The 13572-nt window shown below is 68.0% G+C and carries 12 protein-coding genes; 9 read left to right on the top strand and 3 right to left on the bottom strand.

Annotated features, from left to right (window positions below):
• Window positions 1–144: 144 nt before the first annotated feature.
• The gene (locus tag PARJ55_RS0105875) at window positions 145–1473 is read left to right on the top strand and encodes an MFS transporter (RefSeq protein ID WP_028712179.1); all 1329 of its coding nucleotides are present in this window, start codon (window positions 145–147) and stop codon (window positions 1471–1473) included.
• 28 nt (window positions 1474–1501) lie between these two features.
• Here PARJ55_RS0105875 and PARJ55_RS0105870 read toward each other — a convergent pair whose 3' ends face one another.
• Window positions 1502–2968: a PLP-dependent aminotransferase family protein gene (locus PARJ55_RS0105870; RefSeq protein WP_028712178.1), complete on the bottom strand. Its 1467-nt coding sequence runs from the start codon at window positions 2966–2968 to the stop codon at window positions 1502–1504.
• Window positions 2969–3030: 62 nt separating this feature from the next.
• Window positions 3031–4410 (bottom strand): hypotaurine--pyruvate aminotransferase Tpa, encoded by a 1380-nt coding sequence (tpa, locus tag PARJ55_RS0105865; protein ID WP_028712177.1) that lies wholly within the window; start codon window positions 4408–4410, stop codon window positions 3031–3033.
• A 329-nt stretch (window positions 4411–4739) separates the two neighbouring features.
• On the opposite strand from tpa, the gene PARJ55_RS0105860 reads away from it, so the two are divergent.
• The 8 genes from PARJ55_RS0105860 to PARJ55_RS0105825 all read left to right on the top strand — a co-directional run bounded on the left by PARJ55_RS0105860 (window position 4740) and on the right by PARJ55_RS0105825 (window position 12844).
• On the top strand, window positions 4740–5951 hold the full coding sequence (locus tag PARJ55_RS0105860) for an ABC transporter substrate-binding protein (RefSeq protein WP_028712176.1): 1212 nt from the start codon (window positions 4740–4742) through the stop codon (window positions 5949–5951).
• Between the two features lie 65 nt (window positions 5952–6016).
• Window positions 6017–6871 carry a branched-chain amino acid ABC transporter permease gene (locus PARJ55_RS0105855; protein WP_028712175.1) on the top strand — a complete coding sequence of 285 codons (855 nt, stop codon included), beginning with the start codon at window positions 6017–6019 and terminating at the stop codon, window positions 6869–6871.
• Between the two features lie 2 nt (window positions 6872–6873).
• Window positions 6874–7845: a branched-chain amino acid ABC transporter permease gene (locus tag PARJ55_RS0105850; protein ID WP_232215669.1), complete on the top strand. Its 972-nt coding sequence runs from the start codon at window positions 6874–6876 to the stop codon at window positions 7843–7845.
• Between the two features lies 1 nt (window position 7846).
• Window positions 7847–8614, top strand: a complete 768-nt coding sequence (locus PARJ55_RS0105845) for an ABC transporter ATP-binding protein (protein WP_028712173.1) — start codon at window positions 7847–7849, stop codon at window positions 8612–8614.
• Window positions 8611–9315: an ABC transporter ATP-binding protein gene (locus PARJ55_RS0105840; RefSeq protein ID WP_028712172.1), complete on the top strand. Its 705-nt coding sequence runs from the start codon at window positions 8611–8613 to the stop codon at window positions 9313–9315. The genes PARJ55_RS0105845 and PARJ55_RS0105840 overlap by 4 nt, the downstream gene beginning before the upstream one ends.
• 9 nt (window positions 9316–9324) lie before the next feature.
• On the top strand, window positions 9325–10584 hold the full coding sequence (locus PARJ55_RS0105835; protein WP_028712171.1) for a Zn-dependent hydrolase: 1260 nt from the start codon (window positions 9325–9327) through the stop codon (window positions 10582–10584).
• Window positions 10581–12065, top strand: coding sequence for a M81 family metallopeptidase (locus PARJ55_RS0105830; protein WP_028712170.1), 1485 nt, complete (start codon window positions 10581–10583; stop codon window positions 12063–12065). The genes PARJ55_RS0105835 and PARJ55_RS0105830 overlap by 4 nt, the downstream gene beginning before the upstream one ends.
• Window positions 12066–12073: 8 nt before the next feature.
• Window positions 12074–12844, top strand: coding sequence for a FadR/GntR family transcriptional regulator (locus PARJ55_RS0105825; protein WP_028712169.1), 771 nt, complete (start codon window positions 12074–12076; stop codon window positions 12842–12844).
• A gap of 59 nt (window positions 12845–12903) precedes the next feature.
• On the opposite strand, the gene ssb is transcribed toward PARJ55_RS0105825, so the two are convergent.
• The gene (gene ssb / locus PARJ55_RS0105820) at window positions 12904–13404 is read right to left on the bottom strand and encodes a single-stranded DNA-binding protein (RefSeq protein WP_028712168.1); all 501 of its coding nucleotides are present in this window, start codon (window positions 13402–13404) and stop codon (window positions 12904–12906) included.
• Window positions 13405–13572 lie beyond the last annotated feature (168 nt).

Below are 13572 nucleotides of genomic sequence, written 5' to 3'. Positions count from 1 at the left end.
ACCTTGACCTGGATCAAATCGGTATGCGACGATTTGCCGTATGCTTTTTGCCCCCCGCTTACGGCAGCAATAGGGGCGGAAACGCCGCGGCGGGCTTGGTCCATGCGCGGTGCGGATCTGGATCGGATCGGATTCTTCGGGAACATGAGCACAACCTCCTCCATGCCCGCCGGGCAAGCCGCGCAATCGCCCGCCTCGCCGGGGCGTCACAAGGTCTCGCCCTCGGATATCGCCGTGGGCGTCATCATCGGGCGCACCTCGGAATTCTTCGATTTCTTCGTCTTCGCCATCGCCTCGGTGATCGTCTTTCCGCAGCGGATCTTTCCCTTCACCGATCCGCTGACCGGGACGCTGTTGTCCTTCGCGCTGCTGGCGCTGGCCTTCGTCGCCCGGCCGCTGGGCAGCGCGCTGTTCATGAGCATCGACCGCCGCCACGGCCGCGTCACCAAGCTGACCGCGGCGCTGTTCCTGATGGGGACCGCCACCGTGGCGATGGGCCTGATCCCCAGCTACGAGAATGTCGGCGGCTGGGCCGTGATCATCCTGGCCGTGCTGCGCATCGCGCAGGGCCTGGCACTGGGAGGGGCCTGGGACGGCATGCCCGCGCTTCTGGCGCTGACCGCGCCGCGCAGCCGCCGCGGCTTTTACGCCATGGTGCCGCAGCTGGGCGCGCCGATCGGGCTGATCGTCGCCACGCTGCTTTTCGCCTATCTGGCGGCCAACCTGACGGCGCAGGACTTCCTGGACTGGGGCTGGCGCTATCCGTTCTTCGTCGCCTTCTCGGTCAATGTCGTGGCGCTGTTCGCGCGGCTGCGCATCGTCGCCACCGAGGAATTCGCCGAGCTCTTCGAATCGCGCGAGCTGCAGCCGACCCGCATCGGCAGGACCCTGCGCGAGGATGGCGGCGCCATCCTGCTCGGCATCTTCGTGCCGCTGGCCAGCTTTGCCATGTTCCACATGGTCACGGTCTATCCGCTGTCCTGGATCTTTCTTTACACCAACGAGACGCTGCTGAGCTTCCTGATCATCGAGGCCGTGGCCGCGACCGGCGGCATCGCCGCCATCCTGCTGTCGGGCTGGCTGGCCGACCGCATCGGCCGGCGGCGCCTGCTGCTGATCGGGGCGCTGCTGATCGGCGGCTTCGCCGTGCTGGCGCCGCTGCTGCTGTCGGCGGGCAAGACCGGCGAGGTGGTCTACATGATCGTCGGCTTCTTCATCCTGGGCCTCAGCTTCGGGCAAAGCTCGGGCGCGGTCGCCTCGCTGTTCGAGGCGCGCAACCGCTATACCGGCTCGGCCATCGTCTCGGACCTGGCCTGGATGTTCGGCGCCGGCTTCGCGCCGCTGACGGCGCTGCTGCTCTCGACCTGGCTGGGCCTGCCGGCGGCGGGGCTGTATCTGCTGTCTGGCGCGGTCTGCTCGACCATCGCCATCCTGCTGTCGGGCCGGCTGGATTTCCGCGACGCCGGAACCTGAGATCCGGCGGGCGGAGCCGGCGCCCCCCTTATCCCGCCATCTCGCGCAGCGCATCGCCGATGCGGCGGATGCCCTCGGGGATGCGCTCGGCCGAGATCGAGGAATAGGCGAGGCGATAGAAGCCGCTGCCGCGGCCGGGAGAGGCGAAGAACGGCGCCCCCGGCTCGATCAGCACCTCGCGCGCCTTGAGCCGGGCCGCAAGCGCGGCCGAATCCACCCCCTCGGGCGTCGCCAGCCAGAAACTCGACCCGCCGGTCGCCCCGGGCGAGGCGAGGCGCAGCCTCTCGCGCGCGATGGCGGCCAGCATCACCTCGCGCCGCCGGGCATAGGCGCGGCGCATGCGGTTGGCCTGCGCGTCGTAATGGCCCAGCGACAGGAAATGCGCCAGCGTGCGCTGCATGTGGCCGGGCGGGTGGCGCAGCACCATGCCGCGCAGCGCCCGCGCCTCGGCGATGAAACGGGGATCGGCCACGACATAGCCCAGCCGCACGCCCGGAAACACCGATTTCGAGAAGGAGCCGATATAGATCACCGCCCCGGCCCGGTCGATGGCCTTGAGCGCGGGCGAAGGCGCACCGGCGAAGGACATTTCGAATTCGTAATCGTCCTCGACGACCGCGAAGCCCTGCGCCTGGGCGCGGGCCAGCAGTTCCTTGCGCCGGGCCAGCGGCATGGTGGAGTTGGTCGGGCATTGGTGGCTGGCGGTGGTGAAGACCGCGGCGATGCCGGGCGGGATGGCGTCGGGCGGCAGGCCGCGCGCATCGACCGGGACCGGCAGGATGCGGGCGCGGCTGGCCAGCAGGATCTCGCGCTGGCCGGGATAGGAGGGATCCTCGACCGCGCAGGAGGTGCCGGGGCGCAAGAGCAGCTGCGCCACCAGCCACAGCGCGTTCTGCGCCCCCATGGTCAGCAGGATCTCGTCGCGCCCGGCGCTGATGCCGCGCCGGGGCAGGATCTGGCGGGCGATGTGATCGACCAGCTCCGGGTCGTCGGCATCGTAGAGATCGCCGGTGACGGAATCGAATTCGCGCCGGCCCAAGGTGCGCATGGCGCAGTCGCGCCAGGCGGCATGGTCGACCAGCGCCGGATCGGCTTGGCCATAGACGAAGGGATAGGCGAAGCGGCGCCAGTCGCGCTCGCGATCCGTGCGGGCCGCGCGGGCGAAACGGCCTTCCAGCTGGCTGTCCCAGTCGAAGCGCGGCGTGTCCGGGGCGGGGGGCTCGGCCTCCAGCCGCCGCTCGATGCCGTCCGAGATGTAATGGCCCGAACGGTCGCGGCTGGCCAGGTAATCGGTCGAGACGAGTTCCGCGAAGGCCTGGGCCACCGTCACCCGCGCCACGCCCAGATGCCGGGCCAGCGCCCGGGTCGAGGGCAGTTTCTCGCCCGCGCGGAAGCGGCCGGCGGTTACCGCGGCGATGATCTGGCGGCGCAGCTGCACCTGCAGGGGCAGGCCGGCGGCATGGTCCAGGAAGAAGGCGTCGGGGGGAATCGGCATGGGGTGATCCGCGGCGGCTGACGGGGTCCATCAGTTCCCCGAATGCCGCCGCGGATCAAGGGTCAGGCAAAGACCTTGGTCAGGGCGTTGTCGATGGCATCGGTGATGCGGTCGATGTCGTCGGCCGTGGCGACCAGCGCCGGCGACAGGCAAAGCGTGTTGTTGAAGCCGGGCAGCGAGCGGTTGGTCGCGCCGATGATGACGCCCTGCGCAAGGCAGTCAGCCACGACGGCCTGCACCTTCTTCTCGTCCATCGGCTCTTTCGTGGCGCGGTCCGAGACCAGCTCGGCGCCGCAGAACAGGCCCTTGCCGCGCACGTCGCCGATGACCTTGTGCTTTTCCATCAGCGCGTTGAGGTTCGCCAGCGTCCTTTCGCCCATGGCGACGGTGTTGGCCAGCAGGCCCTCGTCCTCGATGATGCGCATGTTCTCGATCGCCGCCACCGGCCCCGAGGTGCAGCCGCCGAAGGTCGAGATGTCGCGGAAGAAGCTCATGCCGTCCTCGGGCGCGTCCTTGAACATCTCGAAGACGCGTTCGGTGGTGACGGTGCAGGAGATCGCCGCATAGCCCGAGGCGACGCCCTTGGCCATGGTGACGAAATCCGGCTGAATCCCGTATTGCTGATAGCCGAACCAGGTGCCGGTGCGGCCAAGCCCGCAGACCACCTCGTCGATATGCAGCAGGATGTCGTATTTGCGGCAGATCTCCTGCACGCGCTGCCAATAGCCTTCGGGCGGGGTGATGACGCCGCCGCCCGCCGTCACCGGCTCCAGTACGAGGCAACCCACGGTATCGGGGCCTTCGCGCAGGATCACCTCCTCGATGGCGTCGGCGGCGCGCTCGCCATAGTTTTCCACGTCCCATTGCTTGCGGTATTCAAGGCAATGCGGCACGCGCACGAAGCCGTCGGGGAAGGGGCCGTAGGCGATGGCGCGCTGGTCCTGGCCGCTGGTCGCCAGCGTGCCGATGGTGGTGCCGTGATAGTCGCGGTCGCGATAGAGGATCTTCCATTTCTTGCCGCCATGGTGGCGCGCCGCGATCTGGCGCACCATCTTGTAGACCTTCTCGTTCGCCTCGGAGCCCGAGTTCGAGTAATAGACCCGGGTCATGCCCGGCATCTTCTCGATCAGCTTTCGGGCGAAGACGGCGCCCGGCACGGTGCCCGCCGCGCCTGCGTAATAGTTCAGCTTGACCAGCTGGTCGCGGATCGCATCGGCGATGCTTTCGCGGCCATAGCCCACGTTCACGGTCCAGACGCCGCCCGAGACGGCATCGAGGAACTCGCGCCCGGTGGCGTCCCACAGCCGCATGCCCTTGCCCTCGACAAAGACGCGCGGGTCGATGGTCTCATACTGCTTGTGCTGGCTCAGGTGGTGCCAGACATGGGCGCGGTCGGCGGCGACCACATGCGACATGTCGTTGGGGTTCAGATCGAGCGTCATGGCCGGACTCCTGCGCAAAGGGGTTTTCTCCTGACTGCGCCCGAACGCGGCAAAGCGATAGAGCCAGATTGTGCCAATATATGGGGCCAGTTTGGCGAGCCTGGGCCGAATCGGATCCGGTGGCATGCCCTTGTCGCGCATTTCCACGCGGCCGCTTTTGCGGATGCGAAAGTATTGCTGCGTCGCAGAAACAGTTAACAGATTGATTTAAAACTGAAATATTTGGAGCGCAAGGCGAGACCGCTTATAGACAGATAATCATATCTATACGTATAGTTTTGAAAGTTGCCTCCCAAGAACCAATGCAACGCCAACAACAGGGTTTGCTCATGCTCAATCGTCGCCGTTTCCTGACCACATCCACGCTGGCCGCGGCCTCGCTCGCCGCGCCGGGGCTTGTCACCCGCGCCCTTGCCCAGGGCGAGGCGCTGAAGATCGGCGTGCCGGTGCCGATCTCGGGCGCCTTCGCCGCCAACGGCAAATTCGCCACCATCGGCGCGGTGATGGCCGCCGAAGAGGTCGCGGCCGCGCATGGCGTGCAGGTCTCGACCCTCGACCTCGATACCGAGGGCAAGCCCGCGACCGCAGTGCGCAAGGTGCAGGATGCGCTGGCACAGGACGGGGTGAAGCTGTTCGCGGGCGGCATCCTCTCGTCGGAATCGCTGGCCATGGGCAAGGAGGTCGAGCGCGGCGGCGGCGCCTTCATGACCACCGCCGGCGCCGACGAGATCACCGGCGTCGATTGCAACAAGGCCACTTTCCGCTGGTCGGTGCCGACCTATGGCGCCATCAACGAAACCGTGCGCCCGATCATCGACGCGCTGCCCGATGCCAAGAAATGGTATACGATCACCCCGCAATATGTCTTTGGCGACGGGCTGCTGAACGCCGCCAAGGATGTGTTCGCGGAAAAGGGCATCGAGCATGTCGGCAACAGCTACCATTCGCTGACCGACAAGGAATTTTCCGGCTACCTGACCAATGCCATCGCCGCGCAGCCCGACGTGCTCTTGCTGCTGAACTTCGGCGCGCAAAGCTCGGACACGCTGCGGCAGGCGGTCAGCTTTGGCCTCAAGCAACGCATGACCATCGTCGTCGCCTGGGCCTCGGGGCTGGAGCAGTTCGAGGCGCTGGGGCCGGATATCTGCGAAGGCGTCTATTTCGGCGCGCAATACTGGCACGGCGCCGATTCGGCGCTGAACCGCGAGCTGGTCGCCAAGGTGCAGGAAAAGCACGGCTTCAACCCGAACTATTCCTTTGCCGGTTCCTATATCTGCGCGAAACTGCTGCTGGAGGCGGCGGTCAAGGCCGGCTCGCCGGATGGGGCGGGCGTCGCCGCGGCGCTGAACGGGCTGAAATATCAGGGCCTGACCGGCGAGGAAGAGATCCGCGCCGCCGACCATCAGGTCATCAAGGACTACTACCTGCTCAAGGGCAAGGCCAAGGCCGACATGGCCGACAAGGACGATTACGCCGAGATCATCAGCGCCGGCAAATCCTTCCTTGCGCCCGAGGATGCCGGCTGCGCCATGCCCGCGTGATCCCCCGCCTCCCCGCGCGATTGCGGTCGCGCGGGGCCTTTTCGCCCGGTTTCAGGGAGAAGCCCGTGATCTACCTTTTCCAGGTTCTGAACGGCATCGGTCTGGGGATGCTGTATTTCCTCCTCGCCGTCGGCCTCAGCGTCATCTTCGGCCTGTTGCAGTTCGTGAACTTCGCCCATGGCGCCTTCTACCTGCTGGGCGCCTATCTGACCTATGACCTGACCATGCGCGGCTTCAGCTTCTGGGCCGCCATGCCGCTGGCCACGCTGATCGTCGCCGGCCTTGCCGCGCTGATCGAGGCGGTGCTGCTGCATCGCATCTACAAGCTGCCGCATACCTTCCACATCCTGGTGACGGTCGGCCTGGCGCTGGTCGTGCAGGAACTGGTCATCATCGCCTGGGGGCCGCTGGGCGGCTCGGTGCCGGCGCCCGAGGGGCTGCAGGGCGTCGTGATCCTGGGCGATTTCATCTATCCGCAATACCGGCTGTTCACCATCGGCCTCACCGTCGTGCTGGCCGGGCTGCTGTGGTGGCTGCTGGAGGGCACGCGGCTGGGCGCCATCGTGCGCGGCGGGTCCGAGTCGCCGGCGAACATGGCGCTGCTGGGCTACAACACGCTGCGCATCAACACCGCCGTCTTCGGTTTCGGCGCCGGGCTGGCGGGGCTTGCGGGCGCGCTGGCCGCGCCGATCCGCGGCGTCGAGCCCTTCATGGGGATCGAGGCGCTGTCGGTGGCCTTCGTCGTCGTCGTGATCGGCGGCATGGGCAGCTATACCGGCGCGCTGGTCGCGGGCCTGCTGGTCGGGGTGGTGCAAAGCGTCATGACCACGCTCTGGCCCGAGGGCGCGCGGCTGATGATCTATGTCGGCATGGCGCTGGTCATCGCGCTGATGCCCCGCGGCCTCTTGGGGAGGGCATGAGCATGAACCCGCTGGACAAACCCTATGCGCAGCTGGCGCTGGCGCTGCTGACCGTGCTGGTCCTGCCGCTGTTCCTGAAATCCGGCATCCTCGCGACCGAGATCCTGATCTTCGCCATGGTCGTCGCTGCCTGCAACCTGCTGCTGGGCTATACGGGCTTGCTGTCCTTCGGGCAGGGCATCTTCTTCGGCATCGGCACCTATGTCGCGGGCATCTGCCTGACGCGCTGGCAGGTCCCGGTGCCCCTGGTGCTGGCCGGCGCGGCGGTGCTGGGCGCGGCCACGGCCACGCTGGTCGGCTGGCTGTCGATCCGCCGGCAGGGGGTCTATTTCGTCATGCTGACGCTGGCCTTTTCGCAGCTGTTCTATTTCGTCGCCTATACGTTCAGCGGCGTGACCGGCGGCGACAACGGGCTGCTGGGCGTGCCGCGCCCCTCGGTCGGCGGCACGGCGCTGAACGCGCCCTGGTCCTATTACACCTTCGTCGCCATCTGCTTCGTGGCGGTCTTTGCGATCCTGGTCATGGTCACGCAATCGACCTTCGGTCGCACCCTGCTGGCGATCCGCGAGAACGAGGGGCGGGCGGCCGCCATCGGCTTCCCGACCAAGCTGTTCAAGCTTGAGGCTTTCGCCATCTCGGGCGCGGTCACGGCCTTCGGGGGCGCGCTGCACGCGATGCTGATCGGCGTCGCGCCCTTGTCGAACATCGAATACCACACCAGCGAGCTGATCCTGATCATGACCATCATCGGCGGCAGTTCCAGCCTGTTCGGCTCGGTGCTGGGGGCGGGGTTCTACCTGCTGCTGGCCGATGCGCTGTCCACCGTCTGGCCGCGCTGGCTGCTGCTTCTGGGCCTGGTGCTGGTCACGGTGGCGCTGTTCCTGCAACGCGGGCTCTGGGGGCTGGTCGAGCGGGGCTACGACCTGGCCTTCCGCCGCGAGCGCGCGCCCGAAACCCCGGCCGAGGAGCATTGAGATGACCGACATCGCCTTGCAGACCCGCGGCCTTGGGGTCAAATACGGCACCTTCCACGCGCTGGCCGAGGTGGACCTGCAGATCCGCCGCAACTCGGTCCATTCCATCATCGGGCCGAACGGGGCGGGAAAGACCACGCTGTTCCACGCGCTGACCGGGCGGGTGCGGGCATCCTCGGGCCGGATCGAGCTGGACGGGCGCGACATCACCGACACCTCGGACGACGACCGGGTGCGGCTTGGCATCGCGCGCTCGTTCCAGGTGACCAGCCTGTTTCCGAACCTGGCCCTGCGCGAGAACCTGCGCCTTGCCGCCCAGGGCCGCACGCCCTGGCAGGCGCTGGCGCCCTGGCGGCGGGCGGAAGCCAATGCCGAGGCGCTGGCCATCGCCGACGAGGTGATCGAGCGTCTGGCGCTTGCCCCCGTGGCAGGCCGGCTGGCGGGCGAGCTGTCGCATGGCCAGCAGCGCCGGCTGGAGGTGGGCATGGCCATGGCCGCGCGGCCGCGCGTCATCCTGCTGGACGAACCGACCTCCGGCATGGGCATCGACGATATCGAGGCGATGAAACAGCTGATCCGCGACCTCGGCCGCGACCATACCGTGCTGTTCATCGAGCATAACATGGGCATCGTGATGAACATCTCGGACATGGTCACGGTGATGCGGCTGGGCCGCAAGCTGGTCGAGGGTCCGCCCGCGCAGGTCCGCGACGACCCCGAGGTGCAGCGCGCCTATCTGGGCAACATGATCACGGGGGACATCGCATGACCGCCGCGCTGAAACTGACCGACCTGCACGCCTATTATGGCAAGAGCCACATCCTGCAGGGCGTCACGCTGGAGGTCGGGCCGGGCGAGATCGTCACCCTGCTGGGCCGCAACGGCGCCGGCAAAAGCACGACGCTGAAGACCGCCGTCGGCCTGATCGCGCCGCGTCAGGGCCGGGTCGAACTGGCCGGCCGCGACGTCACCGGCCAGCCGGCGCATCGCATCGCCGCGGCGGGGCTGTCGCTGGTGCCCGAGGATCGCGGCATCTTCCAGCTGCTGACCGTCGAGGAGAACCTGCGCATCGCCGCGCGCCGCGGCTCGCCTTGGGCTCTGGCCGACATCTATCGCATCTTCCCGCGGCTGGAGGAGCGCAGGAAGAACGGTGGCGGCCAGCTTTCGGGCGGCGAGCAGCAGATGCTCTCGATCGCCCGGGCGCTGCTCAATGGCCCCAAGGTGCTGATGCTGGACGAGCCGGTCGAGGGCCTCGCCCCGATCATCGTCGAGGAGATCGTCGCCCAGATCCGCCTGATCCGCGAGGCCGGCGTGCCGATCCTGCTGGTCGAGCAGAACCTTGCCGTCTGCAGCCAGCTTGCCGACCGGCATTACATCCTGGAACTGGGTCGCATCGTGCATTGCGCCACGGCCGGGCAGTTCCGCAGCGACCCCGAGACCATCGACCGCTATCTGGGCGTCAAGGCGTAAGGAAAACCCATGTCCAACCTGAATATAGACGCTGCCCGGCTGTGGGACAGCCTGATGGAGACAGCGCAGATCGGGGCCACGCCCGACGGCGGCATCGCCCGGCTGACGCTTTCGGACGAGGATCGCCGCGTGCGCGACTGGCTGCGCGCCCAATGCGACGCGCTGGGGCTGGAGATGGTGGTGGACGAGGCCGGCAACATGTTTGCCACCCGTCCCGGCGCCCGCGCGGACCTGCCCGCCATCGCCATGGGCAGCCATCTGGATACCCAGCCCACGGGCGGCAAGTTCGACGGCGTGCTGGGGGTGTTGGCCGGGCTTGAGGTGCTGCGCACGCTCGACGCCGCCGGCTACCAGACCGAGGCGCCGCTGATGCTGGTCAACTGGACCAATGAGGAGGGCTCGCGCTTTTCGCCGGCCATGCTCGGTTCGGGCATCTGGGCCGGGGTCTACAGCCGCGACTATGGCGACGGGCGGGTGGACGCCCGCGGCGACAGCTTCGGCGCCAGCCTCGACCGCATCGGCTATCGCGGCGAGGCCAAGGCAGGGTCGATCCGCTTCGGCGCCATGTTCGAGCTGCATATCGAGCAGGGTCCGATCCTCGAGGCCGAGGGCGCGCAGATCGGCGTGGTGCAGGGCATCCAGGGGATGCGCTGGTTCGAACTCACGCTGACCGGCACGGCGGCGCATACCGGCTCGACCCCCATGGCGATGCGCCGCAACGCGCTGCTGGGCATGGCGCGGGTGATCGAGGGCATCGACCGCATCGCCAAGGCGCATGAGAACGCGGTGGGCAGCATCGGCTTTCTGGAAATCGCCCCGAATTCGCATAACGTGATCCCCGGCCAGGTGCGCGCCACCATCGACCTGCGCCATCCTTCGGACGCGGTGCTGGATCGGATGCAGGCCGAGGTCGAGGAACTGGTGGGGGATGCCGCCCAAGCGGTCGGGCTGGAAAGCCGGCTGGAGCAGATCTCGCGCACCGCGCCGGTGGTCTTCGACGCCGAATGCATCGCCTCGGTCAGGGCGGGGGCGCAGGCGGCGGGCTATGCGACGCGCGACATCATCTCGGGCGCCGGCCATGACGCCGCCCATGCCGCGGCGGTGGCGCCGACGACGATGATCTTCGTGCCCTGCAAGGACGGGCTGAGCCACAATCCCGCGGAATCGACCCAGCCCGAGGAATGCGCCGCCGGCGCGCAGGTGCTGCTGGAGGCGGTTCTGGACTATGACCGCCGCATGGCCGAGGCCCGCAAGGAGGCCGCCGCATGACCCGCCTTGTCCTGGCCCGGCTGAACCACGAGACCAACAGCTTCTCGCCCGTCAAGACGCCGCTGGCCGCCTTCGCCCCGAAATGGGGCGAGGAGGCGCTGGCGGCGGCCGGGAACTATCCGGCCGCCATCGGCGCCTTCCACGCCTTCGCCCGCCGCATCGGCGCCGCGGTGGAGGTGCCGTTGATCGCCCATGCCATGCCCTCGGGGCCCGTCGAGGACGAGGCCTTCGAGGCCATGGCGCAGGCGATCCTCGCGGCGGTCGAGAAGGGCTGCGACGGCATCCTGCTGGACCTGCACGGCGCCATGGTCACCCGCAGCCATGACGATGGCGAGGGCGAGCTTCTGCGCCGGGTCCGCGCCGCCGCGCCGGGCGTGCCCATCGGCGTGGCGCTGGACCTGCATGGCAACATTACCCAAGCGATGCTGGAGCATTGCGACGTGATCGTCGGCTTCAAGACCTACCCGCATGTGGACATGGTCGAGACGGGCGAGCACGTGCTGCGCCTGTTCCAGCCGCTCCTCTCCGGCGCAGCGCGCCCGGCCATGGCGCTGTGCCATCCGCCGATGCTGGCGGCGACGCTGTGCATGAACACCACCACCGATTGCGCCATGACCGACCTGATCGCGCTGGCGCGGCAGGCCGAGGCGCGGCCGGGCGTGCAGGCGGTGACGGTCTTCGGCGGCTTTCCCATCGCCGACCTGGCCGAGACCGGCCTGTCCATCGTCACCGTCGCGGACACGCCCGAGCTTGCCCGCGAGGTCGCGCGGGAACTGGGCCGCGAGGCATGGCGGCGGCGCGCCGAATATGTCTATGCCGAGGAGCCCCTTGCGCAATCCATTGCCCGCGCCGCCGCACTGGCGGACGGTTCGGCGCCGGTGCTGCTGCTGGATCATGGCGACAATTGCATGTCGGGCGGCAGCTGCGACGTGATGGACGTGCTGGAGGCGCTGCTGGCCGCCGATCATGACGGGATCATGGTCGGCCCGATTGCCGATCCCGAGACCGTAGCCCGGCTTTTCGCGGCGGGCGAGGGGGCCGAGGCCGAGATCCGGCTGGGCAACAAGACCCCGGCCGAGGGCCTGCCCGCGCCGCGCCCGCCGCTGCGGCTGACGGGCCGGGTCGCGGCGCTGTCGGACGGGCGCTATCGCGTCTCCGGGCCGATCTATCACGGGCAGGAGCTGTCGATGGGCCGCGCCGCCGCCTTCGATACCGGCGCCGCGCGCATCGTCATCTGCGAGCAGCCGCACGAGCCGCTGGACCTGGGCTGTTTTTCCTGTGTCGGCCTTGACGCCGCGCAGGCGCGCTTCCTGCACCTGAAATCGCGCATGTATTGCCGCCCGGTCTTCGAGCCGCTTGCGCAAGCCGTGGTGGAATGCGCAAGCTCGGGCGTAACCGCTTCGGATTACGATCTGTTCGCTTTCAAAAAACTCGCCCGGCCCATATATCCGCTGGACCCCGGGACAATCTGGCAAGGCTGAAGGACCGCATGGATCAGGACGCGCCGGCAGGCAAGGAACGCAGGCTTACCCGCATCAAGCTGTCGGACCAGGTGGCCGAGGACATCCGCCGCCGCATCGCCCGCGACGGGTTGCTGCCCGGCGACCGCCTGCCGCACGAGCGCGCGCTGATGGAGCATTACGGCTGCTCGAAAGGCACCATCCGCGAGGCGCTGAAGGCGCTGGAGGTCGAGGGGCTGGTGCGCATGCTCTCGGGTCCGAACGGCGGGCCCGAGATCCAGCCCGCCTCGATCGACATCGTCACCCAGCAGCTGCGGCAATACCTGCATTTCCAGAAGATCGACTTCGCCCAGGTCTACGAGCTGCGCCAGTCGCTGGAGGTCAGCCTGGCCCGCAACGTCATCGGCAAGCTGACCGAGGCGCATTTCCGCCGCCTGGAAGAGAACATCCGCATCTGCGAAGCGGCGAACGCGGCGCAGGACCGCGCCGTGGTGCGCCGGGCCGAGACCGAGTTCCACGACATTCTCTGCGAGGCCTCGGACAACGTGATCCTGGTCTTCATGTGCCGCTTCCTGAACAGCATGCTGCGCGATCTGGTCAGCTATCGCAGCGAAAGCATGCGCGAGCACGAGATCTTCGGCGAGGCGAATATCGAAAGCCACCGGCAGCTGCTGGCCGCCTTCCGCGCCGAGGACGGCGATGCCGCCGGCCGGATCATGCACGATCACATGTGCTGCGCCGAAAGCTACATGCGCCGGCTGGATGCCTCGTTCCGCTCGGACCTGCTGAGCCGGTTCTGAAACGGAAAATCCCGGCCGCGAGGGGCCGGGATTCTTGGGGCCGGATTTGGCATCCGCGATCAGAACGGGATGTCGTCGTCGAATTCGGGACGGTTCTGCGACTGCCCGCCGCCGGACGCGCTGCCGCCCGAGGAGGCGCCGCCGCCATAGCCGCCGCCCCCGTAGCTGCCGCCGCCATAGCCCTCGTCGCGGCCACCGCCGCCGGCGCCGCGGCCGTCAAGCATGTGCAGCTCGCTGCGGAAGGGGCGCAGGGCGACCTCGGTCGAATAGCGGTCGTTGCCGCTCTGGTCCTGCCATTTGCGGGTTTCCAGCTGGCCCTCGACATAAACCTTGGAGCCCTTTTTCAGATATTGCTCGGCCACGCGGACCAGCGGCTCGGAATAGATCGCCACCGTATGCCATTCGGTGCGCTCGCGCCGCTCGCCGGTATTGCGGTCCTTCCAGGTTTCGGACGTCGCGATGCGCAGGTTGGCAACCTTGCCGCCGCTGGGGAAGGTGCGGACTTCCGGGTCCTGACCCAGATTGCCGACCAGGATCACCTTGTTCACGCTGCCTGCCATGCTGCGGGTCCTTTTTGTTGGGGTTGTCTTGCGCGGAGGTGTAGCGCGGAGGCCCTGCTTAAGGTAGCGCGCCGGCGAGCGGAAGAGGATATCGGCGGAAATCCGCCGAAGATTCCGGCGTCGGCCGCGTCAAGGAATCCTCTTGCGGCGCCCGCCCGGCTTTGCGCT

Source organism: Paracoccus sp. J55 (genome assembly GCF_000513975.1).
GTDB lineage: Bacteria > Pseudomonadota > Alphaproteobacteria > Rhodobacterales > Rhodobacteraceae > Paracoccus.
Note: the sequence above shows the minus strand (reverse complement) of the source record. Positions and strands in the feature narration are given on the sequence as shown.

What these genes read in the sequence shown, in the direction of transcription:
- PARJ55_RS0105875 (WP_028712179.1), top strand. Translation starts at nt 145, where the DNA reads ATGAGCACAACCTCCTCCATGCCCGCCGGGCAAGCCGCGCAATCGCCC.
- PARJ55_RS0105870 (WP_028712178.1), bottom strand. Translation starts at nt 2,968, where the DNA reads ATGCCGATTCCCCCCGACGCCTTCTTCCTGGACCATGCCGCCGGCCTG.
- tpa (WP_028712177.1), bottom strand. Translation starts at nt 4,410, where the DNA reads ATGACGCTCGATCTGAACCCCAACGACATGTCGCATGTGGTCGCCGCC.
- PARJ55_RS0105860 (WP_028712176.1), top strand. Translation starts at nt 4,740, where the DNA reads ATGCTCAATCGTCGCCGTTTCCTGACCACATCCACGCTGGCCGCGGCC.
- PARJ55_RS0105850 (WP_232215669.1), top strand. Translation starts at nt 6,874, where the DNA reads ATGAACCCGCTGGACAAACCCTATGCGCAGCTGGCGCTGGCGCTGCTG.
- PARJ55_RS0105845 (WP_028712173.1), top strand. Translation starts at nt 7,847, where the DNA reads ATGACCGACATCGCCTTGCAGACCCGCGGCCTTGGGGTCAAATACGGC.
- PARJ55_RS0105840 (WP_028712172.1), top strand. Translation starts at nt 8,611, where the DNA reads ATGACCGCCGCGCTGAAACTGACCGACCTGCACGCCTATTATGGCAAG.
- PARJ55_RS0105835 (WP_028712171.1), top strand. Translation starts at nt 9,325, where the DNA reads ATGTCCAACCTGAATATAGACGCTGCCCGGCTGTGGGACAGCCTGATG.
- PARJ55_RS0105830 (WP_028712170.1), top strand. Translation starts at nt 10,581, where the DNA reads ATGACCCGCCTTGTCCTGGCCCGGCTGAACCACGAGACCAACAGCTTC.
- PARJ55_RS0105825 (WP_028712169.1), top strand. Translation starts at nt 12,074, where the DNA reads ATGGATCAGGACGCGCCGGCAGGCAAGGAACGCAGGCTTACCCGCATC.
- ssb (WP_028712168.1), bottom strand. Translation starts at nt 13,404, where the DNA reads ATGGCAGGCAGCGTGAACAAGGTGATCCTGGTCGGCAATCTGGGTCAG.